This window comes from Ponticoccus sp. (in: a-proteobacteria), from assembly GCF_048381735.1.
This window is the reverse complement of the sequence record NZ_JBLXGL010000006.1, coordinates 22,597-43,298: the sequence shown is the minus strand read 5'-3', so window position 1 is coordinate 43,298 and position 20,702 is coordinate 22,597. Positions and strand designations below refer to the sequence as shown.

Here is a 20,702-nt window from a genome sequence, read left to right as displayed (position 1 = left end):
CTTGGGGGCGAAGCCCCCAAACCCCCGCTGCCGCCCCGGGCCGCGGGCGGGGCTTGCGTCACACGATGCCCCTGTTGCGACGGCGCGATGAGGTACTTTCAGGACCAGAGAAGCCCCGGGGCGGTGCGGGCCTCAGGCGAAGCGCCCCCGGCGGCCGGAGAAGGCGGCAAGCGTGATGCCCTCTGCTTCGAGCCGCGCCCGGACCGCGCGGGCGATGGCCAGTGCCGTGGCGCCGTCGCCGTGCAGGCAGACGGTGTCCACCGGGGCGGGGATCGGCGCGCCCTCGTCTGGCAGGATCGCGCCCGCGCGGACCATGCGGGCGACCCGGGTCGCGGCCTCTTCGGGATCGTGGATCACCGCGCCCGGGCGGCTGCGGTCGACCAGCGTGGCGTCGGGATTATAGGCCCGGTCGGCGAAGATCTCGCCCGCCCAGGGGCAGTTCAGGGCCTCTGCCGCGCGCTGTTGCGCCGTCGCGGCCAGAACCATGACGATGACCTCCGGCGCGACCTCCTGGGCGGCACCGTAGCAGGCGCGCGCCAGCCCCTCGTCCTCGGAGGCCATGTTGGACAGGGCGCCGTGCAGCTTCAGGTGGCGCACCCTGCCGCCCGAGGCCCGCGCCATGGCCTGCGCGGCGCCCAGCTGGTACTGCACGAGATGGCGCAGCGTGGCCTCTGACAGGTGCATGCGGCGGCGGCCAAAGCCCTGAAGGTCGGCAAAGCCGGGGTGCGCGCCGATGCCCACGCCCCGGGCCACGGCCCCGGACATGGTTGCGGCCATGACGTCCGGATCGCCCGCGTGCAGCCCGCAGGCGACATTGGCGGAGGTCACGACCTCGAGCAGGGCCGCATCCTGCCCCATCACCCAGGGGCCAAAGCTTTCGCCCATGTCGGCGTTCAGGTCGACGGTTTTCATGACAGCTCCTCTCCGGCGGTGACGCCGCTGATCAGGGTATGGGTCAGGAGGTCCGGCACGTCGCGCGGATGGCGGACCAGCGGTGTTGCCAGCCCCGGCAGCGCGGCCAGGTGGCGGCGCAGGCGCGCCTCGGCCTCCAGCGCCTCGGGGCGGGTGACGAAGCGGAAGCGCAGCCGGGTGCCGGGCCCGGCCTGCGCCGCGCGCGGCAGGTCGGCGGGAATCACCGTGCCGATGCGCGGGTAGCCCCCGGTGGTCTGGCATTCCGCCAGCAAGAGGTAGGGCGCGCCGTCGCCGGGGATCTGGAGGTCGCCGGGGGTGATGGCCTCGGAGAGGATGCTCTGGCCCGAGGACAGGCCAAAGCCGCCGCCCGCCGGTGTCAGGCGCACGCCCATGCGGTTGCCGCGGGCGTCACGGGTGAAGGTCTCGGCCTCGAAGCGGGCGCGCTCGGCTTCGGGAAAGAGCCCGGTCTGCAGGCCGGGCAGGACGCGCAACGTACCGCCGCCGAAGCGGTCGTCGGACGGCAGGCAAAGCCCCGTCCGCCCGCCCCGGTCGGGGGCCAGCGGCAGGCGGTCCCCGGCCTCGAGCGCCCGCCCCAGCCCCGCCGCCAGATGGGCCGAGACCGCCCCCAGCACCAAGGGCAGGTCGAAGCCGCCGCCGAGGGTGAGCATGCCGCAGGTACCCGTGCCGCCGCCGTCGATGCGCAGCACCGCCCCGGCGGGCAGCGCATGCGAGGCGTTCCACGCGAGCGGCGCGCCATCCACCGAGGCCCGCATCGGCGCGCCGGTCAGGGCGATCCGCAGCGGCACCCCGGCCCGAAAGCGCCCGCCCATGCCGATCATTTCCAGCGCCGCGCCCGGGGGCTGGCGCAGCAGCGCCGCGCCCTCGGCAAGGGCCAGCCGGTCCAGAGCGCCGCCCCGCGACAGGCCCTGCGCAAGGTAGCCCGGGCGGCCCGCATCCTGCAGGGTGACCCCCGGCCCGGCCGAAAGGACTTCCAGCACGCTCATGCCCCGCCCTTCCGGTGGCATGGCGGGGATGCGCCGGGCCCGGTCATGTCAGCGACTCGGCTGTGATGCCGTCCTTTCCGGCTGCCCCCATGGCCTCGAAGGCAGCGCGGTCGATGGCGGGAAAGCGCACCGCGTCGCCGGGGCGCAGCAGGAAGGGCTTCGCCGTCCCCGGCCGGAAGAGGCGGACATGGGTCTGCCCGACATGGCGCCAGCCGGTGGGGGTGGAGACCGAGAACAGCACCATCTGCCGGATCGCCACCACCAGCGCGCCCACCGGCACCTGCGGGGTCAGGCCGGTCTGGCGCGGGATGTCCCAGGCCTCGGGCAATGTACCGAGATAGGGCTGGCCCGGCGCGAAGCCGATGGTCGTCACCCGCAGCGGCGCCTGCGACAACTGGTCGATGGCCTCGGCCCGGGACAAGCCCGCAAGCGCGGCGGCCTCGGCCAGTTGCGGGGCGCGGTCGGTGCCGTAGAGCGTGGGGATGTGCAGGAGCTGTCGCCCCTCCGGCAGCGGCGCGGCGTACCAGTCCTGCGCGGCGAGCCGCTGGCGCAGCTCTGCCGTCAGCCGCTCCAGCGGCAGGTGCAGCGGATCGAAGCGCAGCTGGGTGGAGACCAGCGCGGTCGAGACCTCTTCGACGGCCTCCGGCGGATCGCGCTCGAGCGCCGCTCGGAAGGCCAGCGCGGCGCGGTTGGCGGGCTCGGTCAAGGTATCGGCAAACCGCACGAGCACCCCGTCGAGGCCGAGGGGATCGATGCGCGGGAATCTGTCGGCGGCAGTCATGCGGTCAGGGGATCACGGGGCGGCGGGGCTGTCCAGAGGGCGGGTCCGGGTTGGGGCGGTGCCTGGGGTGGTGGTTGAGGGGCACCGGTCCGGGTGTCGATTTCGGTGCTGCCAGCGCGGGGGAGCGGCAGGCTGCTGGGCGTTCCGCCCGGATGTGGGCTGGCCCTCCGGGCGGCGGAGGTGGAAGGAGCTCTGCCCCCGGCCTGCGGCCCCCCCCGAGGTATTTCGAGACCAAAGAAGCGGGGGATGGCAACTTGCCGGGCGGTGGGATGCCGTCCTCGGGGGTGGGAGTGCCGCATGCCCCCGGGCCCGCGGGGGGCGGGGCCCGCTGCGGGGCAGCGGAGGCCCGGGCGCGGCGCCTGGCCCCGCCCGGGCTCTGCCTGTTGCGCGGCGCGCCCTGCCCCGCGATCAGGCGGCGATCTGCTGCATCGCCGTCAAGAAGGCGCGGACCTCGTCGGCGCTGTTGTAATGTGCCATGGAGACGCGGATGCAGTCGGCCTGCCCCAGCGGCTCCAGCACGTTGCCCGAGTAGTGGTCGGCCTTGCGGGTATGGGTGCGGATGCCCGCCTCGTTCAGGGCGGTGACGATCTGCGGCGAGGGCACGCCCTCTTTCCAGAAGCTCACGAGGCCTTCGCGCGCCGCATTGTCGGCGCCGCCGACGATCTGGACGCCGGGCAGGCTGGCGAGACCGGCGAGATTGTCCACCCCATGCACCATCATCTGTGCCAGCGCCGCCTCGTGGTCGTGGATCGCGCGGCCCGCCGCCTCGATCCGGGCGCGGCGGCCGGTCTCGTCCGAGACCTCTCCACCCAGCCAATCGAAATAGGCCACCACCTCGCGGAAGGTGGCATAGGCGCCGGTGTCGCGGGTGCCCAGTTCCCACTGCCCCTCGGGCGCGCCGATCAGCGCGTCATGGGCCAGCGCGGTCAGCCTATCCGAGGCCCATGCGATGCCGTAGCCGTGGCGCGAGAAGACCTTGTAGGGCGAGATCACGTAGCCGTCCACATCCGCCGCCTTGAGGTCGATGCCGCCGTGGCAGGCGTGCTGGATGCCGTCCACGATGATCAGCGCATCCGGCGCCGTGGCGCGGATCGCCCCGGTGATGGCGGCCAGATCCATGCCCATGCCGGTCACCGGCGAGGTGTGCAGGATCGTCGCCACGGCGGTGTCCTTGGTGACCTTGGCCGCGTAGGCCTCTGCCGAGACGGTGCCGGTGGCGTCGTCGTGCTTGATCAGCACGTGTTCGCGGCCCGCCTGCGCCGACCAGCGCGCGGCGGCGCTGCGCGAGGCGGGGTGTTCCAGCGTCGAGCCCAGCACCGGGCCGGGCCGCGCGCCGAGGCAGGCGTCGCGGATCAGGCGGAACAGCAGTTCCGTACCGCTCTCGCCAAACAGCACCTTGCCGCCCTCGGCGTTGAAGAACTCGGCCACATCGGCGCGGGCGCCGTCGATGACCTCTTGCAGGGCCTTGGCGGCAGGATTGTCACGGCCCTGGTTGTCGGGGATCGCGGCGAAAAGCGCCGAGGTTTCGACCACCGCGTTCAGCGTCAGTGCGCCGCCGGCGTTCTCGAAGAAGACCCGCGGGCCGGTGAAGGGGCATGTGCCGACGTGGGCAAAGCGCGAACGGATCTCGGACAGCAGCTCGGGGGAGAAGGTCAATGCGGTTTCCTTTGTTCTTCGCGAAGGACGGCCTCTGCCGCCTCTTCCATGTCTTCGGGATCGTCCGAGGGGATGGCATAGCTGCCCGTCATCCAGCGTGCGAGGTCGACGTCCGCGCAGCGCTTCGAGCAGAAGGGGCGGAATTCGGTCACGGTCTTGCGCTGGCAGATCGGGCAGCTCACAGCAGCCCCCTGACGGCCACACGGTCGCGTTTGCGTTGCAGTTCGACAAGGCCCAGCGTCGTCCAGCCCGCCACGATGGTTTCCACCGTGTCGCGTTTCAGCGCCGCCTTCAGCGCCTGTTCAAGCTGGCGCCGGTCCTTCTTGGGACAGGGCGCCGGGTCGATCAGCACCTGCCCGCCAAGGCCGCGCAGCCGCAGCTGGCGCGGCAGGTCGCGGAAGGCGGCCATATTGGCCTTGAGCCCCGCCGCCGGAGAGGTGTCGCCGCCGGTGTTCACATCCACCGCGACCAGCGCCGAGGTGGGTTCGACCATCATGTGGCCGCCGCCGGGAAGATCCACGCGCGGGCCCTTCAACGCCTCGACCATCTCGGTCACGCCATGGCGCTCGAAGGCGCCGTCGCCCTCGTCCACATCGGCCACCGGCCATTCGCGCCAGGCCAGCGCGTGCGGGCCGTCGCCCTCGACCAGAAGCTCTGCGCCGCCGCTGGCATCCGCCAGCACCTGCGCGGCCAGCGAGACCATGGCGAGGATATCGTCCATGATCGCGTCCTCCTCGGCCTCGGCGCAGGAGGAGCGCAGAATGAGGCCTGCGCCTTCGGGCAGCGGGCGTTCCTGCAGGGTGTCATGCGCCACCTCGTGCAGCGCATCGCGGATGTCCTCGTCCTTGATCGCGCGCGAGATGTTGATGCCCGGCGCGCCCGGCGTGACGATGGCGTAGCGCGACTTGAACAGCAGGCGCTGGGTGACCGGGATCGCCTTGCCCGGCTCGGCGTAGCCGGTGACCATGACCAGCAGGGGTTCGCCGGGCGAGAGACCCTTGACCTGCCGCAGGAAGGCATTGCCGTCCGGGGTCTTCAGGAACATCCCCCCCTGCCCCTTCATGGGGCGTTCGGCGACGGCGCGGTAGATGGCGCCGGGACGCGGCAGGTCCGTGTCGATCAGCAGGTCCTGCAATTGTCCGTCGGTGATCAGCGCCGCGGCCTCGCGGCCCTGCCACTGATCCAAAGCGATGGTGCTGCCCTTCATGCCTGTTCTCCCATGGGATAGCCTGCGGCCCGCAGCAGGTTGGCGGTTTCCGCCAGCGGCAGGCCCACGACGGCGGTGAACGATCCCGAGATCCACGGGATCAGCGCGCCCGCAGGCCCCTGAATGCCGTAGCCGCCCGCCTTGCCGCGCCAGTCTTCGGTAGCGATGTAGCTCTCGCGTTCTTCGTCCGAGAGGCGCTTCATCCTGACCTGCGTGACCACGTCGCGTTCCCAGATCCGGTCGCCCCGCCGCACCGCGACGGCGGTGATCACGCGGTGACGACGGCCCGAAAGCATGTCGAGGAAGCGCCGCGCCTCCTCCGCGTCTTCGGGCTTGCCGAGGATGCGGCGCCCCAGAGCGACGGTGGTGTCGGCCGACAGCACGATCTCACCCGCATCAGAGGGAATCGCCAGCGCCTTCTCGCGCGCGAGGCGGACGCAATAGGGGCGCGGAAGCTCTGCCTTCGCGGGATCCTCGTCGATATCGGGCGGGCGGATGTCGTCGGCAGTTATGCCAAGCTGGGCGAGCAATTCGCGCCGCCGGGGGCTGCCGGAGCCAAGGATGAGTCGGGGGCGCTGTGTCATGCGGCAGGGATTAGCGCGTCGGCGCAGGCGGGGCAATGCGGGGCGCGATCCGGGGGCGGTGGGCGGATGGACCGGGCCGCGCCACCCTGCCGCCGAAGGCGCTGCGGGCGAGTGCGGGATCGCGCGCGCCCCGGGACCTGGCCCGGATGACGGGCCACGCGGGTATCTCGGAGCGCCCTGTCGACCGCTCGGGGACAGCCGACGCTACGCGAAGGTCTTGCGCATGGAGAACACGCGCTGCGCGACAGTCCACCGCTCTGCGAGCACTCACCGCCCGGAGAGCACCCGGCGCTCCGCCAAGACCCACCGCCGGGCGAGGATCCACGGCCCGACGACGCGCGGCGCGGCCTGCCGGTTCCGGGCAGCGCGCCCCTGAGGCCGGACACGAAAAAGCGGCCCGGCCCAAGGGCCCGACCGCTGTCCGTCCTGCCGTGATGGCAGCTTACTTGAACCGGTAGTTGATCCGGCCCTTGGTGAGGTCGTAGGGGGTCATCTCGACCTGAACCCGGTCGCCTGCAAGAACGCGGATGCGGTTCTTGCGCATCTTGCCTGCCGTGTGCGCGATGATCTCATGGCCGTTGTCAAGCTCGACCCGGAACGTCGCATTCGGCAGGAGTTCCTTGACGACACCGGGGAATTCGAGCGTGTCTTCCTTGGCCATGGTCTCTCCTGAATCTGCTCCCCGCGCTCTGTCGCGGGGCGCGGGCCTATATGCGCCCACAGAACCTTAAATTCAAGCCCCAACTCGCCCTATCGCAAAGCCGTGACGGCGGGGGGCGTATCCCGGCCCTCCTGGTCCTGCCAATGGGCACGGTTCAGCACCACCCCATCACAGCGCACGCGGGCGATCAGGCCGGGGTCTACCTCTGCGTAACACCACCCGGGACGGTCGAGTTCCCCCTGCGCGAGGATGCCATCGGGGGGAAAGCCGGTATCGGGCGGGCCGAAGACCGCGCCGCGCCCGACCGAGACGTCGATGACCTCGGACCAGTCGGCCTTGCCCACCACCGAGGACATGACCGCAAGGCACTGGTTTTCCAGCGCCCGGGCGCGGGCACCGACGCGCACCCGGGTATGGCCCGCCAGCGCCTCGGTCACCGAGGGCACCAGCAGGATATCGGCCCCGGCCAGCGCGCGGCCCAGCAGGGGAAACTCGCTGTCGTAGCAGATCAGGATGCCGATCCGGCCCAGGGCCGTGTCGAAAAGGCGCAGCGGCCCGCCGGGATGGATGCCCCAGTCCTCGCGTTCGAAGCGGGTCATGATCTGCTTGTCCTGCACGCCCATCGCGCCGCCGGGGGTGAAGAGGCGCGCGCGGTTGACCGGGCGCGGTGCAACGGTCTCGTCGATCACCGGGGCCGAGGCGGCGAGGATATGGACCCCGAAGCGCGCCGCGAGCTCGGCGTGCAGCCCGTCCGCGTCTGGGATGCGCGCGGCGGTGGCATGGATGCAGGCCTCGAGATCCAGCGCCGCCTCGCGGCCCGAGAGCGTCGCCAGCTCCATCGCGCCGTATTCGGGAAAGACCAGCAGCTCGGCCCCCTGCCCCGCGGCCTCGGACACCCAGTCGGTGATCTTGTCGGCGTAGTCCTGCCACGAGGCGAGGTAGGAGGTCTGGTAGGCGGCGGTGGCGATCTTCATGCCGGGTCTCCCGTGGCGAGGGCGGAGGTGAGCCTTTGCGCAGAAAAGACGGATGTGCGTCTGCTGCAGGATGGGGGGCCCGGGTGGCCCCGCGCCGACCGCTCGCGTATGGCGGGCCGCGCAAAAGGTATTTGGGCCAAGAAGAAGCGCAGGGCGCGTGACCCCGGCAAGCCGGGACGACGGGCGGCAGCCGGGGTGGTGCGGGCTGGAGGCGCGGCGGGGCGCCGGGACGACGGCGGGCACGCGCAGGGCATTGGCTTGGCGCGGCGCTTGTTCACATCCGGGGACGAGCGGATCACAGGCGGCGGATCCAGAATTGCAGCGGGTGGTCCGTCTCGGTGGTCCGGTCGATATCCTTCCAGCGGAACTGTGCCACCGCGCCGGGCAGCGGGGCATAGCCGCGCCTGCGCCAGAACGGGTCGAGCGGGGCGTAGGTCTCCGGGCGCAGCGGGTGGTCGGCGGGGCGGGAGACACTGCAAAAGGCGGCGTGGGTCTTGCCCAGGGCGCGGGCGTGGTGCTCGCGCAGGTCGAAGAAGCGGTGGCCGATGCCCCGGCCGCGATACTCGGGCAGCAGCACCGATTCGGCGCAGTAGAAAAGCGTCGTCAGGTCGAGATCCTGCCCGGCGAAGGCCCTGGCGAAATCCTCGGCGTGATCCGCCATCGGGGTGCCGGTGGAGGCGCCCACCAGCCTTTCGCCGTCGAAGGCGCCGACCAGAACGGCGCCGGGGCTGCTGCGGTAGGTCTCGAGATAGGCGCGTTCGTAGTCGAGCGAGCCGTCGTAGAGATAGGGGAAGGCGCGGAAGACCGCGATTCGCAGCCGCGCCACATCGTCGAGCGCGGCGTCGAGCGCCGCGCCGGTCAGGACCTCGACCCGCATCATGAGACCTGACGCACCCAGTCCCCGAGGTTGTAATAGGTCACCACGCGGGAAATCCTGCCGTCCTTCAGCGAGAAGAAGGAGCCGGCGGGAAGGCGGTAGGTCTGCCCCTTCGCTTCCGGCAGGCCGGCGTCGGTTTCGAGATAGGTGCCGTTCACGATGAATTCGGCGGCGGCGCGGGTGCCGTCCCCGTTGGCGAAGATCACGATCTCGGTGAGGGTTTCGCGGTAGCAGCGGCTCATGTGGTCGCAGAACTCGGCGAATTTCCCGGTGCCCCTGCGGATCTGTCCTTCGTTGACGTGGTGCTCGATCTCCGGGTCGAGGCAGGCCAGCATCTCTGCGGTGTCGCCCGCATTGAAGGCATCGAAATAGCGCCGGATGGTGTCGTTGGCGGTCATGGTCTCTCCTGTCTGCACGGGCGGCCGCCTGGCCAGCCGCGCGCGACCATGCCTTCGGCCCGGGGGCCGCGCAAGGCAGCCGAAAGGGGCAATTGCCGGTTTTGCCGGTTACGCCTGCGGCGGGCGCCAAAGCCGCTTGCAAGCGGCTTCCACTCGGCTTGCGAAGGGAGTGGCGGGCGGCTCAGGCGGACCAGCTGCCCTTCATCCGCTGCACCAGCTGGTCGCGGGTCTGGCGGTAGGCGTTCAGCTTCTGCTCGCGCGTCTCGCCGATGCCGGTCGGGTCCATGACCGGCCAGTATTCCACCGACAGGTGATAGTAGCGCGTCAGTTCCAGCGCGCGGCGCTGCGAGGCCGGGGACAGGGTCACGATCACGTCGAAGCCCGACAGCGCCTCGCCCATCTCTTCCATCTCCTCGAAGGACCGCGACCGGTGGCGGGCAAGCTGCACGCCGATCTCCTCGCAGGCGGCAATGGCGAAACCGTCGATCTCGAGATCGTTCAGCACCCCCACCGACTGCACGTAGGCCTCGGTCCCGAACAGCTTCTTCATGATGCCCTCGGCCATGGGCGAGCGCACGGCATTGTGGTCGCAGGCAAAGAGCACGGATTGCGGCAGTCCGCCCAACTCAGCCCCCGAAGTGCAGCACGCAGACCAGCGTGAACAGCCGCCGCGCGGTGGCGTCGTCCACCTCGGCCTTGCCGTCGAGCCGCTCTTGCAGGATGCGCGCGCCTTCGTTGTGGATGCCTCGGCGGGCCATGTCGATGGTCTCTATCTGGCTGGGCGCGGCGGTCTTGACCGCGTCGAAGTAGCTTTTGCAGATCTGGAAGTAATCCTTCACGACCTGCCGGAACGGCGACAGCGAAAGGTGGAACTCCGCCGCCTTCTCACCCTGCCCGGTCATGACGTCGAAGACCAGCCGCTTGTCACGGATCGACAGGCCGAGGTTGTAGGGGCCGGGCGGCACAATCCGGTCGCCGCGCGCCGGAAGCGCGAAACGGTTTTCCTCCATGAGGTCGAACATGGCGACCCGGCGCTCCTGTTCGATCTCCGGTGTCGGAGGCGGCAGATTCGCGTCGTCCAGCTGGATTTGGGCGATATGTGACATGGGCGAGCCTTTCGCAGGTGCAGCAATCGTACAGTGCCACGGAAGGCGATGACAATATGATGACTGCGTTATGCAGGTTTTTCCGCCCTGTCACGTCATACGAAGGTCGGTTTCGCGGTCCTCCGCCCGCATGCGCCCCCGGCATTCGGGACAGCAAGGCAACGGCGGGACGGGCCGGGACGGAACGGGGCGGAGGCCCTCAGCCCCCGGTCCCGCGGTTCAGCCGCTGCAGCCGTGCCGTGACGCTCAGCCCGTGCGCCTCGAGGCTTTCTGACCGCGCCAGCACCTCCGCCGCCGGGCCGATGGCGCCCAGGGCTTCGGGCGACATCCGGGCCAGGGTCGTGCGCTTGAGGAAATCCAGGACCGACAGGCCAGAGGAGAACCGGGCAGAGCGCGCCGTGGGCAGAACGTGATTCGGCCCGCCGACGTAATCGCCGATGGCCTCGGGCGTCCAGGCGCCCAGGAAGATCGCCCCGGCGTGGACGCATTGCGCGGCCAGCGCCTCCGGGTCGGCCACGCAGAGCTCCAGGTGCTCCGGCGCGATCCGGTTCGACAGCGCCGCGGCCTCCTCCAGGTCGCGCACCACGATCACCGCGCCGAAGTCGCGCCACGAGGCCCCCGCGATGGCGCGCCGCTCCAGCGTCTCCAGCCGCGCCTCGACAGCTTCGACCACCCGCCGCCCGAACTCCGCGTCGTCGCAGATCAGGATCGACTGGGCGCTCTCGTCATGCTCGGCCTGGCTCAGCAGGTCCAGCGCCAGCCAGTCCGGGTCGTTGTCGCTGTCGGCGATCACCAGGATCTCCGACGGCCCGGCAATCATGTCGATCCCCACCTTGCCGAAGACCCGGCGCTTGGCCGCCGCCACGAAGGCGTTGCCCGGCCCGGTGATCTTGTCGACCGGCGCAATGCTTTCCGTGCCATAGGCCAGCGCCGCGATGGCCTGCGCGCCGCCGACCCGGTAGACCTCGTCCACCCCGGCGATCTGTGCCGCCAGCATGACGGCGGGGTTCACCACCCCGTCCGGGGTCGGCACGCAGATCGCCAGCCGCTCCACCCCGGCGACCTTTGCCGGCACCGCGTTCATCAGCACCGACGAGGGGTAAGAGGCCAGCCCCCCGGGCACGTAAAGCCCGGCGGCGGACACCGGCGTCCAGCGCCAGCCCAGACCGGCGCCCTCCGGATCGGTCCACCAGGCATCCTCGGGCATCTGGCGCACGTGATAGGCCCGGATGCGCTGCGCCGCCTGTTCCAGCGCCACACGCTCCGCCTCCGGCACCCGCGCCGCATGCGCGGCAATCTCTTCCGGCGAAAACCGCAGCTCCGAAGGCGTCAGAGACAGCCGGTCGAAGCGCCCGGTCAGGTCGCAGACGGCTGCATCCCCGCGCGCGCGCACCTCCGCGATGATCCCGGCCACCACGTCGTCCACATCGGGGCTGTCCTCGCGCTTGGCCGACAGAAGCGTGGCGAAGCCATGCTCGAAACCGGCATCGGACGTATCGAGGAAAACGGGCATGACGGGCCTCCTTCGCGGCAAGATCCGGGGCGATGTACCGCGCAGGCCGCAAACCCTCAAGCGCCCTGGGCTTCTTCTTGGCCCAAATACCTGACTGCGCGGCCGCCCCAAACACCCCCGTCCCCGATGAACTCCGGGGCGTGGCTGGAGGGTGGGCCGCCGCGGGGCCGCAGGGCCGCGCGGTCGGGGCGCGCCCGGAGGACCGCCCCCTCCCTGGCCCGAACCGGACCGAACCGGCGATAGCGGCTCAGGCGCCGTGGTCGGGCAGCTTGCCGGAGGGCGCCACATAGGGCCGGGTGACATCCTTCAGGGTCACTTCCAACGCCTCGACCTCGGCGCGCAGGGCGCCGTCGCCCGCCAGCGTCAGGACAACCGCACCCGCCGGGGCCTCGCCCGGCTCGAAGCTCACGGAAAGCACCGACAGCACCAGGTCGCGGTCTTCCCGGTCGATGCCCTGGCTCGAAACCCCCAGCACGTTGTCGATCACCAGCAGCGCCTGCACCCGCTCGACCGCGCCGCGCGGCGTATCCTCGCGCCGCAAGCGGTTCACCAACAGGCCCAGCCGCCTTGCCCGCTTCTGCCAGCGAATTTCTGTCACCGGCAGAACCGCGTCCTGCGCCAGCGCCGAGATCACGTCCAGATCATCGGCGTCCAGCGCCCCAAGGTTCAGCGCCCGCCCGCCGGCATCCTCGAACCGTGCATCCTCTGTCATGCCTCTTTCACCCGTTCGATCCGCGCCCCCAGCGCCGACAGCTTCTGTTCCACGTTCTCATAGCCCCGGTCGAGGTGGTAGACCCGGCTCACCAGAGTCTCGCCCTCGGCCGCAAGCCCGGCCAGGATCAGCGACACGCTGGCCCGCAGGTCGGTCGCCATGACCGGCGCGCCGCGCAGCCGCTCGACCCCGGTCACCGTGGCATGGCCGCCCTGCACCTCGATCCGGGCGCCCATGCGCATCAGCTCCGGCGCATGCATGAAGCGATTCTCGAAGATCTTCTCCTCCAGCACCGATGTGCCCTCGGCGGTGCACATCAGCGCCATCATCTGCGCCTGCAGGTCGGTCGGGAAGCCGGGGAAAGGCTCGGTCACCACGTCCACTGCCTTCACGCGACCGTTCTTGCGCGCCACCGTCAGCCCGCGCGGCCCCTCGGTGACGGAAATCCCCGCCGCGTCCAGCTTTTCGCAGAAGGCAGACAGCAGTTCGATCCGACCGCCAAGGCAGGTCACCTCGCCGCCGCAGATCGCCGGCGCCAGCATGTAGGTGCCCAGCTCGATCCGGTCGGTGACAACGCCATGCGTGGCGCCGTGCAGCCGGTCGACCCCCTGAATGGTGATCTCGGAAGAGCCCTCGCCCTCGATCTGCGCGCCCATCTTGCGCAGGCATTGCACAAGGTCGACGATCTCGGGCTCGCGCGCGGCGTTCTTCAGAACCGTGGTGCCCTTGGCCAGCACCGCCGCCAGCAGGGCGTTTTCCGTCGCGCCCACCGAGACCAGCGGGAAATCGACGATGCCGCCCTTCAGGCCGCCCGTCGGCGCCTTGGCATAGACATAGCCGTCACGCAGGTCCATTTCGGCGCCAAGCGCCTCCATCGCCTTCAGGTGCAGGTCCACGGGCCGCGCGCCGATGGAACAGCCGCCGGGCAACGAGACCTCGGCATGGCCGAAACGCGCCAGCAGCGGCCCCAGCACGAGGATCGAGGCCCGCATCTTGCGCACGATGTCGTAATCGGCCCGGGTCGAGATCGCACCATGCGAGGACATCGCCAGCACGCGGCCCTCGTTCAGCGCCGTCACCTCGGCGCCCAGCGACTCGAGCAGCCGGGTCATGGTGCGGATGTCCGACAGCCGCGGCGCATTGGTCAGCGTCAGCGGCTCTTCGCTGAGCAGCGTCGCCGGCATCAGCGTCAGGCAGGCGTTTTTCGCGCCCGCGATGGGAATCTCGCCGTTCAGCGGGTTGCCGCCCGTCACCAGAATGGAATCCATGCCTGCCTCTCAGTCCTTGTCGTTTTCGGTATCCGCTGCATCGGCGGCTTTCGGCGCCTGCCGCGCGCGGCTCTGGGCCTTGCGGCGGGCAAGGTTCGCCTTCAGCGCCGCCTTCAGCCGCTCGTCCCGCGACGCGGGCGCTGCCCGCCCGCTCTTGCCCTGCTTGCCATCCATGCCTTCTCCTGTATCGCAGGGCCGAAACCGGGTCCAGCCTGCGCCCCGCCGTTCCCCGGCAAAGCCGTTCAGATTTTTTCGCTCGCCCTCTTGCGCGGTCCGGAAATTGGGTCTATCAGCCCCGCCACGGCGCTGCTGTAGCTCAGAGGTAGAGCACTCCCTTGGTAAGGGAGAGGTCGAGAGTTCAATTCTCTCCAGCAGCACCATTATCCCCCAGACTCTACTACCGCCTTGCCGGGCACGCCCCCGGCGGCCACCTGCGGCTTGATCCATCGCGTGAAGACCGCAGCTCAGGGCGCTCATCGCAAAAGAAAAACCGTCGAGGCCCGCGTCAGGATCCGGGGGCCCCATGCGCCCATGCGGCTGGCCCCGGTGCAGACCCTCCTGCGCATGGTGCGGGATTCGAAACGCCCCTGACCTCAGCCGCGGCCCCCGGGCGCGGCCGGCAACCGGCGCAGGGCCCAACGCCCACCCAGCGCCGCTGTCGACCTCACGATGTTTTCAGCCGGACGGACGACCCGCCAGCCAAACCCGCAGCGGCCCGCGCCGATGCCCCTGCCCCCCAGCGAGACTTGCCAAGGGGGCCGCCGCCCCCGTATGGCCCCGGCAGACCGCCGCCAGAATGGGTGCCGCCGTGCTGCTCTATCGCCTTCTCGCCAGCCTCTTCGCGCTGATCACCCTGTTTCGGGCGGCGCGCGCTGGCGGGCGCGCGGCGGCCTGCGCAAGGCTGCGCGTCGCCGATCCGGCGCCGGGCCCGCATGTCTGGCTGCACGGTGCCTCGAACGGCGAACTTGCCTCGGCCCGACCGGTGCTGGCCGCGCTTGTCGCGGCCCGGCCCGACCTGCACTGGCTGATCACCGCCAATACCGCCACCGGCCTGGCGCTTGCGCAGGGCTGGGCGCTGCCGCGCACCAGCGTCCGGCCCGCGCCGCTGGATCTTGCGGCGACCACCCGGCGCACCTGCCGCGACTGGACGATCCGCGCCCATGTCACGCTCGAATCGGAACTCTGGCCCAACCGCATCCTGCTGTGTCCCGGCCCGGTGATCGGCCTCGGCACCCGCCTGAGCGCGGGCTCCGCAGGGATCTGGGGCCGCTTTCCCCGCCTTGCCCGCCGCCTTCTGACCCGGCTCGACCTCGTGGTGCCGCAGGACCCCGGCACCGCCCGGCGCCTGCTGGCGCTTGGCCTGTCCCAAGAGGTTCTCGGCCCGACCGTCGACCTCAAGGCCTTCTACACCGCGCCGCCGCCCGCCGAGGCCCCCACCTTCGACCGCGCCCGCACCTGGCTGGCCGCCTCGACCCACGAGGGCGAGGAGGCGGCGGTGCTCGACGCCCATGCCGCCCTCTTGGCGCAGGACCCAGGGCTGCGCCTGATCCTTGCCCCCCGCCATCCCGCGCGGGCCGATGCCATTGCCGCGCTGGTCGACGCGCGCGGCCTGACGCTGGCGCGGCGCAGCCTGGGGCAGGACCCGCAGGGCGCACAGGTCTACCTGGCCGATACCATGGGCGAGATGGCGCTGTGGTACGCCAGCGCCGGGCGTGTCTTCATCGGCGGCACCCTGACCGACCGTGGCGGCCATACCCCCTACGAGCCCGCCGCCTTCGGCGCGGCGCTGCTGCACGGGCCGGACATGCGCAACTTCACCACCGCCGCCGAGCGGCTTGCACGGGCCGGGGCCTCGGTGACGGTCACGGATGGCGTGGCCCTGGCCGATGCCCTGCGCGCCCTCTCCGCCCCCGAGGCCCAGGCCCGGGCCGGAGAGGCGGCGCAGAAGGCGCTGCGCCCGCAGGCGGATGCCTCGACCCTGTGCGACCTTCTCGCCGACCATCTGCCGCGCGCATAGTTCACCTTGATCGCGCCCGCGGAATCCTTATTTTCAAACAGATAGCCAGGGAAATCGGGCCGATGATCCAGTACAGCCTGAAATGCGCAGAGGGCCACCGCTTCGACAGCTGGTTCCAGTCCGCTGCCGCCTTCGACAAGCTTCAGGCCGCCGGCCTTGTGGCCTGCGCTGTCTGCGGCTCCGAATCCGTGGAAAAGGCGCTGATGGCGCCCCGCGTCAACGGCACCGAGGCGGCAGAGCCGCCGAAACCGCTGCGCAGCCCCGGCACTGCGGCGGAACAGGCGCTTGCGGCCCTCAAGGCCCATGTCGAGAAGACCTCGGACTACGTCGGGCGCAATTTCGCGAAAGAGGCCCGCGCCATGCATCAGGGCGACGCGCCCGAGCGCGCGATCTGGGGCGAGGCCCGCGGCGAAGAGGCCAGGGCGCTGGTCGAGGACGGCATTCCCATCGCGCCCCTGCCCTTCGTACCGACCCGCAAGAGCAACTGAGCCGGTGGCGCTGAAGCGCGCCGGGGACATCGTCGCGGCCTTTGTCGCGGCATGGCAGGCGCGATCCGGCGCGGAGATCGCGGCGCTGTTTGCCGAGGACGGCGATTTCGTCAATGTCACCGGGCTGTGGTGGCACGGGCGGGCGGCCATCGCCCAACCGCACGACTATGCGCTGAAAAGCTTCTTTGCACAGACCACCCTGCATGTGGGCCGGACCGAGACCCGCACCCTGGGGCCCGATCACGCGCTGGTGCGCTGCCGCCTGACCCTGCGCGGCCAGCGCGCCCCCGATGGCAGCGCCGCCGGGGACCGCCAGACCATCCTGTGCTTCGTCATGGCCCGGGGCCCCAAGGGCTGGCAGGCCGTCTCGGCCCAGAACACCGAGGTCCAGCCCGGCAAGGAAACCCATGTCGCACAGGGGGAAAGCATCACGCCGACGGACTACCGCGCCCCCTGACGCCCGGCCGTCCGCGCCGGAACCGCCCCCCTTTCTGTCCAAAAGGCTTGCCTCTTATCCGACAGTTGCGTAAATCGCGCGCGATCTTGTCAGGAAAGACCCGCCCCATGCCCGTTCTCGTCATGAAATTCGGCGGCACTTCGGTTGCCACGCCGGACCGCATCCGCCGCGCCGCGAAACGCGTTGGCGTCGAAGTGGCCAAAGGCTACGACGTTATCGTCATCGTCTCTGCCATGTCGGGCGAAACCAACAAGCTGGTGGGCCTCGTCGAAGAGACCTCGCCGCTGTTCGACGCGCGCGAATACGACGCCGTGGTGTCGTCGGGCGAGAACGTGACCGCCGGGCTGATGGCGCTGACCCTGCAGGACATGGATGTGCCCGCACGGTCGTGGCAGGGCTGGCAGGTGCCGGTCGTGACCACCGGCGTGCATGCCAATGCCCGGATCGAGGAGATCCCCACCGAGAACATCTCCGCCAAGTTCGGCGAGGGCATGCGGGTCGCCGTTGTGGCGGGCTTTCAGGGCATCAGCCCCGAGGGCCGGATCACCACGCTGGGCCGGGGCGGCTCGGACACCACCGCCGTCGCCTTCGCCGCCGCCTTCGGCGCGGAACGCTGCGACATCTACACCGATGTGGACGGCGTCTACACCACCGATCCGCGCATCTGCGAAAAGGCGCGCAAGCTCAACCGTATCTCCTTCGAGGAGATGCTGGAACTGGCCTCTCTGGGGGCGAAAGTGCTGCAGACCCGCTCTGTCGAGCTGGCGATGCGCTACAAGGTGCGCCTGCGGGTGCTGTCGAGTTTCGAGGAACAGTCCGACGAGGCGGGAACGCTCGTCTGCGACGAGGAGGAAATCATGGAATCGAATGTCGTGGCCGGTGTGGCCTATTCGCGTGACGAGGCCAAGATGACCCTCGTCACCGTCGAGGACCGTCCGGGCATCGCCGCGGGCATCTTCGGCACGCTGGCGGATGCCGGCGTGACCGTGGACATGATCGTGCAGAACGTGTCCGAACTGAACTACAAGGGCCATACCGAAGGCGTGACGGACATGACCTTCTCCTGCCCGGTGAACCAGGTGAAGCGCGCCGAGAAGGCGCTTGGCGACGCCAAGGCCGCGGGCAAGCTGATCTACGAGACGCTGGCCATCGAAACCGATGTGGCCAAGGTCTCGGTCGTGGGCATCGGCATGCGCTCGGCGGCGGGCGTGGCGGCGCAGATGTTCAAGGTGCTCTCGGACGAGGGCATCAACATCCAGGTCATCACCACCTCCGAGATCAAGATCTCCGTCCTGATCGAACGCAAGTACATGGAGCTTGCAGTGCAGGCCCTGCACGACGCCTTCGGACTGGACAAGGTCGCCTGAAGGCGGCCCGGGGGCGGCCTGAGCGTCACCCGGTTTCGGCGGCCCTCCGGCCCGGGGGGCCCTGCCCTGCGCCATGACCTCCCGGTTCCATGGCGCGACAATGCCCCCGAGGATACCTCCGGACCGCGGAAAACCGGGGCGCCGCTCCTTCTTCTGTCCCGAAATATCCCGGGGAGCGCGAGGGGCCGGCCCCTCGCTCCGCCGCCCGCCGCAGGCGCCTCCATGGGCGGAACAGGACCGTCCGCCTGCCCATCCCCGCGCCATCCCGGTGCGAAATCCCCCGTGAATCCAAGCATTCCGCTTTCCCTACCCCCGCCTACTCGCCTATAGCTGGCAACCGGGGGACCAAGGGCAGCCGATGGCACATACTCTGGAAAGCGAAAGCAGGAAGCTGCTCGGCCGGTTGCGCGACACCATGGCCGAGGATGCCGCCGGGCAGGCGCGGCTGGACAAGATCACCCATCTGACCGCCGATTCCATGGGCACCGAGGTCTGCTCGATCTACCTGTTCCGCGATGCCGACACGCTCGAGCTCTGCGCCACGCAGGGCCTGAACGCCGCCGCCGTCCATCAAACCCGCATGAAGCTGGGCGAGGGCCTGGTGGGCCGGGTCGCCCGCAGCGGCAAGACCGTGAACGCCGCCGATGCGCCTTCGGAACCGGGCTTCCGCTTCATGCCCGAGACCGGCGAAGAGATCTATTCCAGCTTCCTCGGCGTCCCGATCCAGCGCCTTGGCGAGAAGCTGGGCGTGCTGGTCGTGCAGTCGAAACAGGCCCGCCAGTTCTCGGACGACGAGATCTACGCGCTGGAAGTCGTGGCCATGGTGCTGGCCGAGATGACCGAGCTTGGCGCCTTCGTAGGCGAAGGCGCGGCGATGGAAAAGCGCCACACGCAGGCGGTGCTGTTCCGCGGCAGCACCGGGCAGGAGGGCGCGACCATGGGCCACGTCTGGCTGCACGAGCCGCGCGTGGTGGTGACCAACCTCGTCGCCGACGACCCCGAGACAGAGCTGACCCGCCTGCAAGAGGCGGTGGACCGCCTGCGCGTCTCGGTCGACCAGATGCTGGCCGGGGCCTCGATCGGCGAGGGCGACCAGGTCGAGGTGCTGGAAGCCTACCGCATGTTCGCCAATTCCAAGGGCTGGCTGCGGCGGATGGAAGAGGACATCGGACGCGGCCTCTCGGCCGAAGCGGCGGTCGAGAAAGAGCAAAGCCAGACCCGCGCCCGCATGAGCCAGGTCACCGACGGCTACCTGCGCGAGCGGCTGCACGACCTCGACGACCTGTCGAACCGGCTGCTGCGCATCCTGACCGGACAGGGGCGCGAAACCGGATCGGAAATGCCCGAGAACCCGATCCTGGTGGCGCGCAACATCGGCCCCGGCGACCTGCTGGACTATAACCGCAAGCTGCGCGGCGTGGTGCTGGAAGAGGGCTCTGTCGGCTCGCATGCCGTCATCGTCGCCCGGGCGCTGGCGATCCCGCTGATCATCAATGCCGAGCGCATCACCAACGAGGCGCTGAACGGCGACCAGATCCTTGTCGACGGCGATCAGGGCATCGTGCACCTGCGCCCCGACGATACCGTGGTCAACGCCTTCCGCGACAAGCTGGCGATGCAGGCCAAGGCGCAGGAACGCTACAGCTCGATCCGCGAAGCCGAGTGCGTCAGCGCCGATGGCCAGCGCATCCACCTGTTGATGAACGCCGGGCTGATGGCCGATCTGCCGTCGCTGACAAGCTCGGGTGCCGAGGGTGTGGGCCTGTTCCGGACCGAATTGCAGTTCCTTGTCCGCAACAAGATGCCCAAGCGCACCGAGCTGGCCGAAATCTATGCCCGGGTGCTGGACGCGGCGGGCGGCAAGCGGGTGGTCTTCCGGACGCTGGACATCGGCTCGGACAAGGTCCTGCCCTACATGAAGCCCACCGAAGAGCCCAACCCGGCGCTCGGCTGGCGCGCGATCCGGGTGGCGCTGGATCGTCCCGGCGTGATGCGCATGCAGCTTCAGGCGCTGATCCGGGCCGCGAACGGGCGCCCGCTGACGCTGATGTTCCCCTTCATCGCGCAGTACGAGGAATTCATCCACGCCCGGGCAGAGCTTGAAAAGGTCATGGCCCGCGAACAGAAGCTGGGCCACACCGTGCCCGAGCGGGTCGAGATCGGCACCATGCTGGAAACGCCCTCGCTGGCCTATGCGCCGCAACGCTTTTTCGACGAGGTCGAGTTCGTGTCGATCGGCGGCAATGACCTGAAGCAGTTCTTCTTCGCCGCCGACCGCGAGAACGAACGCGTGCGCCGCCGTTACGACACGCTGAACCAGTCGTTCCTGTCGTTCCTGCGCCTTGTCGTCGAGCGCTGCGAGACCTCGAACACGCCGCTGTCCTTCTGCGGCGAAGACGCGGGCCGCCCGGTCGAGGCGCTGTGCCTTGCCGCCATGGGCATCCGCACGCTGTCGATGCGGCCCGCCTCCATCGGGCCGGTGAAGTCGCTGCTGATGCGCTACCGCCTGTCCGAGATCCGCGACGTCATCGAAGAGGCCTTCGCGCGCGGCGAGCAATCCGTGCGCGGGCCGGTCATGGACTACCTGCGCGACAATTCCTGAACGATCCTGAGAGGCCTGCGCGCCTGACCGACTGGTGACGGGGTGGCGCGCTGCGCCGCGCCCGGTGGCTGGTCATGCCCCCCGCGCGGGCTTCGCGGTGCGGGGCACCGGCGGCGCC

At 70.1% G+C, this 20,702-nt stretch carries 22 protein-coding genes and 1 tRNA gene; 6 read left to right on the top strand and 17 right to left on the bottom strand.

Going from position 1 to position 20,702, the window contains the following annotated elements; translation table 11 throughout:
- Window positions 1–132: 132 nt before the first annotated feature.
- The 17 genes from ACN5KJ_RS12240 to ACN5KJ_RS12160 all read right to left on the bottom strand — a co-directional run bounded on the left by ACN5KJ_RS12240 (window position 133) and on the right by ACN5KJ_RS12160 (window position 13,827).
- On the bottom strand, window positions 133–912 hold the full coding sequence (locus tag ACN5KJ_RS12240; RefSeq protein WP_418594264.1) for a LamB/YcsF family protein: 780 nt from the start codon (window positions 910–912) through the stop codon (window positions 133–135).
- Window positions 909–1,916 (bottom strand): biotin-dependent carboxyltransferase family protein, encoded by a 1,008-nt coding sequence (locus ACN5KJ_RS12235; protein ID WP_418594262.1) that lies wholly within the window; start codon window positions 1,914–1,916, stop codon window positions 909–911. The genes ACN5KJ_RS12240 and ACN5KJ_RS12235 overlap by 4 nt, the downstream gene beginning before the upstream one ends.
- Before the next feature lie 43 nt (window positions 1,917–1,959).
- Window positions 1,960–2,697 (bottom strand): 5-oxoprolinase subunit B family protein, encoded by a 738-nt coding sequence (locus ACN5KJ_RS12230; RefSeq protein ID WP_418594261.1) that lies wholly within the window; start codon window positions 2,695–2,697, stop codon window positions 1,960–1,962.
- 408 nt (window positions 2,698–3,105) lie between these two features.
- The gene (locus ACN5KJ_RS12225; RefSeq protein ID WP_418594259.1) at window positions 3,106–4,353 is read right to left on the bottom strand and encodes an aminotransferase class V-fold PLP-dependent enzyme; all 1,248 of its coding nucleotides are present in this window, start codon (window positions 4,351–4,353) and stop codon (window positions 3,106–3,108) included.
- Window positions 4,350–4,535: a DNA gyrase inhibitor YacG gene (locus ACN5KJ_RS12220; protein ID WP_347167924.1), complete on the bottom strand. Its 186-nt coding sequence runs from the start codon at window positions 4,533–4,535 to the stop codon at window positions 4,350–4,352. Before ACN5KJ_RS12220 ends, ACN5KJ_RS12225 begins: the two co-directional genes overlap by 4 nt.
- Window positions 4,532–5,560, bottom strand: coding sequence for a ribonuclease E/G (locus ACN5KJ_RS12215; RefSeq protein WP_418594258.1), 1,029 nt, complete (start codon window positions 5,558–5,560; stop codon window positions 4,532–4,534). The genes ACN5KJ_RS12220 and ACN5KJ_RS12215 overlap by 4 nt, the downstream gene beginning before the upstream one ends.
- A complete protein-coding gene (locus ACN5KJ_RS12210; RefSeq protein WP_418594257.1) occupies window positions 5,557–6,144 on the bottom strand; it encodes a Maf family protein in 588 nt (195 codons plus the stop codon). Before ACN5KJ_RS12210 ends, ACN5KJ_RS12215 begins: the two co-directional genes overlap by 4 nt.
- 442 nt (window positions 6,145–6,586) lie before the next feature.
- Window positions 6,587–6,805: a translation initiation factor IF-1 gene (gene infA, locus ACN5KJ_RS12205; protein WP_023849011.1), complete on the bottom strand. Its 219-nt coding sequence runs from the start codon at window positions 6,803–6,805 to the stop codon at window positions 6,587–6,589.
- Between the two features lie 89 nt (window positions 6,806–6,894).
- On the bottom strand, window positions 6,895–7,779 hold the full coding sequence (locus ACN5KJ_RS12200; protein ID WP_418594255.1) for a carbon-nitrogen hydrolase family protein: 885 nt from the start codon (window positions 7,777–7,779) through the stop codon (window positions 6,895–6,897).
- A gap of 295 nt (window positions 7,780–8,074) precedes the next feature.
- Window positions 8,075–8,656 carry a GNAT family N-acetyltransferase gene (locus tag ACN5KJ_RS12195; RefSeq protein WP_418594456.1) on the bottom strand — a complete coding sequence of 194 codons (582 nt, stop codon included), beginning with the start codon at window positions 8,654–8,656 and terminating at the stop codon, window positions 8,075–8,077.
- A complete protein-coding gene (locus tag ACN5KJ_RS12190; RefSeq protein ID WP_418594253.1) occupies window positions 8,656–9,054 on the bottom strand; it encodes a ketosteroid isomerase-related protein in 399 nt (132 codons plus the stop codon). Before ACN5KJ_RS12190 ends, ACN5KJ_RS12195 begins: the two co-directional genes overlap by 1 nt.
- A 181-nt stretch (window positions 9,055–9,235) precedes the next feature.
- Window positions 9,236–9,679 (bottom strand): low molecular weight phosphatase family protein, encoded by a 444-nt coding sequence (locus tag ACN5KJ_RS12185; RefSeq protein WP_347167925.1) that lies wholly within the window; start codon window positions 9,677–9,679, stop codon window positions 9,236–9,238.
- Between the two features lies 1 nt (window position 9,680).
- Window positions 9,681–10,160: a UPF0262 family protein gene (locus ACN5KJ_RS12180; RefSeq protein ID WP_418594251.1), complete on the bottom strand. Its 480-nt coding sequence runs from the start codon at window positions 10,158–10,160 to the stop codon at window positions 9,681–9,683.
- Between the two features lie 199 nt (window positions 10,161–10,359).
- On the bottom strand, window positions 10,360–11,673 hold the full coding sequence (hisD, locus tag ACN5KJ_RS12175; RefSeq protein WP_347165452.1) for a histidinol dehydrogenase: 1,314 nt from the start codon (window positions 11,671–11,673) through the stop codon (window positions 10,360–10,362).
- 247 nt (window positions 11,674–11,920) lie between these two features.
- The gene (locus ACN5KJ_RS12170) at window positions 11,921–12,385 is read right to left on the bottom strand and encodes a DUF2948 family protein (protein WP_347165453.1); all 465 of its coding nucleotides are present in this window, start codon (window positions 12,383–12,385) and stop codon (window positions 11,921–11,923) included.
- Window positions 12,382–13,653: a UDP-N-acetylglucosamine 1-carboxyvinyltransferase gene (gene murA / locus ACN5KJ_RS12165; RefSeq protein WP_347165455.1), complete on the bottom strand. Its 1,272-nt coding sequence runs from the start codon at window positions 13,651–13,653 to the stop codon at window positions 12,382–12,384. The genes ACN5KJ_RS12170 and murA overlap by 4 nt, the downstream gene beginning before the upstream one ends.
- 9 nt (window positions 13,654–13,662) lie before the next feature.
- Window positions 13,663–13,827, bottom strand: a complete 165-nt coding sequence (locus ACN5KJ_RS12160) for a hypothetical protein (RefSeq protein WP_347165456.1) — start codon at window positions 13,825–13,827, stop codon at window positions 13,663–13,665.
- 131 nt (window positions 13,828–13,958) lie between these two features.
- On the opposite strand from ACN5KJ_RS12160, the gene ACN5KJ_RS12155 reads away from it, so the two are divergent.
- The 6 genes from ACN5KJ_RS12155 to ptsP all read left to right on the top strand — a co-directional run bounded on the left by ACN5KJ_RS12155 (window position 13,959) and on the right by ptsP (window position 20,584).
- Window positions 13,959–14,033, top strand: a tRNA-Thr gene (locus tag ACN5KJ_RS12155).
- Between the two features lie 416 nt (window positions 14,034–14,449).
- On the top strand, window positions 14,450–15,670 hold the full coding sequence (locus tag ACN5KJ_RS12150) for a 3-deoxy-D-manno-octulosonic acid transferase (RefSeq protein WP_418594249.1): 1,221 nt from the start codon (window positions 14,450–14,452) through the stop codon (window positions 15,668–15,670).
- Window positions 15,671–15,732: 62 nt separating this feature from the next.
- Window positions 15,733–16,158: a DUF1178 family protein gene (locus ACN5KJ_RS12145; RefSeq protein WP_418594248.1), complete on the top strand. Its 426-nt coding sequence runs from the start codon at window positions 15,733–15,735 to the stop codon at window positions 16,156–16,158.
- A 4-nt stretch (window positions 16,159–16,162) separates the two neighbouring features.
- Window positions 16,163–16,615 carry an SgcJ/EcaC family oxidoreductase gene (locus ACN5KJ_RS12140; RefSeq protein WP_418594246.1) on the top strand — a complete coding sequence of 151 codons (453 nt, stop codon included), beginning with the start codon at window positions 16,163–16,165 and terminating at the stop codon, window positions 16,613–16,615.
- A 107-nt stretch (window positions 16,616–16,722) separates the two neighbouring features.
- On the top strand, window positions 16,723–17,982 hold the full coding sequence (locus ACN5KJ_RS12135) for an aspartate kinase (RefSeq protein WP_347165459.1): 1,260 nt from the start codon (window positions 16,723–16,725) through the stop codon (window positions 17,980–17,982).
- A 358-nt stretch (window positions 17,983–18,340) separates the two neighbouring features.
- On the top strand, window positions 18,341–20,584 hold the full coding sequence (gene ptsP, locus ACN5KJ_RS12130) for a phosphoenolpyruvate--protein phosphotransferase (protein ID WP_418594244.1): 2,244 nt from the start codon (window positions 18,341–18,343) through the stop codon (window positions 20,582–20,584).
- Window positions 20,585–20,702 lie beyond the last annotated feature (118 nt).

Excerpts from the sequence above, each read along its gene's own strand:
- ACN5KJ_RS12240 (WP_418594264.1), bottom strand. The coding sequence starts at position 912 with ATGAAAACCGTCGACCTGAACGCCGACATGGGCGAAAGCTTTGGCCCC.
- ACN5KJ_RS12235 (WP_418594262.1), bottom strand. The coding sequence starts at position 1,916 with ATGAGCGTGCTGGAAGTCCTTTCGGCCGGGCCGGGGGTCACCCTGCAG.
- ACN5KJ_RS12230 (WP_418594261.1), bottom strand. The coding sequence starts at position 2,697 with ATGACTGCCGCCGACAGATTCCCGCGCATCGATCCCCTCGGCCTCGAC.
- ACN5KJ_RS12215 (WP_418594258.1), bottom strand. The coding sequence starts at position 5,560 with ATGAAGGGCAGCACCATCGCTTTGGATCAGTGGCAGGGCCGCGAGGCC.
- ACN5KJ_RS12210 (WP_418594257.1), bottom strand. The coding sequence starts at position 6,144 with ATGACACAGCGCCCCCGACTCATCCTTGGCTCCGGCAGCCCCCGGCGG.
- infA (WP_023849011.1), bottom strand. The coding sequence starts at position 6,805 with ATGGCCAAGGAAGACACGCTCGAATTCCCCGGTGTCGTCAAGGAACTC.
- ACN5KJ_RS12200 (WP_418594255.1), bottom strand. The coding sequence starts at position 7,779 with ATGAAGATCGCCACCGCCGCCTACCAGACCTCCTACCTCGCCTCGTGG.
- ACN5KJ_RS12195 (WP_418594456.1), bottom strand. The coding sequence starts at position 8,656 with ATGCGGGTCGAGGTCCTGACCGGCGCGGCGCTCGACGCCGCGCTCGAC.
- ACN5KJ_RS12190 (WP_418594253.1), bottom strand. The coding sequence starts at position 9,054 with ATGACCGCCAACGACACCATCCGGCGCTATTTCGATGCCTTCAATGCG.
- ACN5KJ_RS12180 (WP_418594251.1), bottom strand. The coding sequence starts at position 10,160 with ATGTCACATATCGCCCAAATCCAGCTGGACGACGCGAATCTGCCGCCT.
- hisD (WP_347165452.1), bottom strand. The coding sequence starts at position 11,673 with ATGCCCGTTTTCCTCGATACGTCCGATGCCGGTTTCGAGCATGGCTTC.
- ACN5KJ_RS12170 (WP_347165453.1), bottom strand. The coding sequence starts at position 12,385 with ATGACAGAGGATGCACGGTTCGAGGATGCCGGCGGGCGGGCGCTGAAC.
- murA (WP_347165455.1), bottom strand. The coding sequence starts at position 13,653 with ATGGATTCCATTCTGGTGACGGGCGGCAACCCGCTGAACGGCGAGATT.
- ACN5KJ_RS12160 (WP_347165456.1), bottom strand. The coding sequence starts at position 13,827 with ATGGATGGCAAGCAGGGCAAGAGCGGGCGGGCAGCGCCCGCGTCGCGG.
- ACN5KJ_RS12150 (WP_418594249.1), top strand. The coding sequence starts at position 14,450 with ATGGGTGCCGCCGTGCTGCTCTATCGCCTTCTCGCCAGCCTCTTCGCG.
- ACN5KJ_RS12145 (WP_418594248.1), top strand. The coding sequence starts at position 15,733 with ATGATCCAGTACAGCCTGAAATGCGCAGAGGGCCACCGCTTCGACAGC.
- ACN5KJ_RS12135 (WP_347165459.1), top strand. The coding sequence starts at position 16,723 with ATGCCCGTTCTCGTCATGAAATTCGGCGGCACTTCGGTTGCCACGCCG.
- ptsP (WP_418594244.1), top strand. The coding sequence starts at position 18,341 with ATGGCACATACTCTGGAAAGCGAAAGCAGGAAGCTGCTCGGCCGGTTG.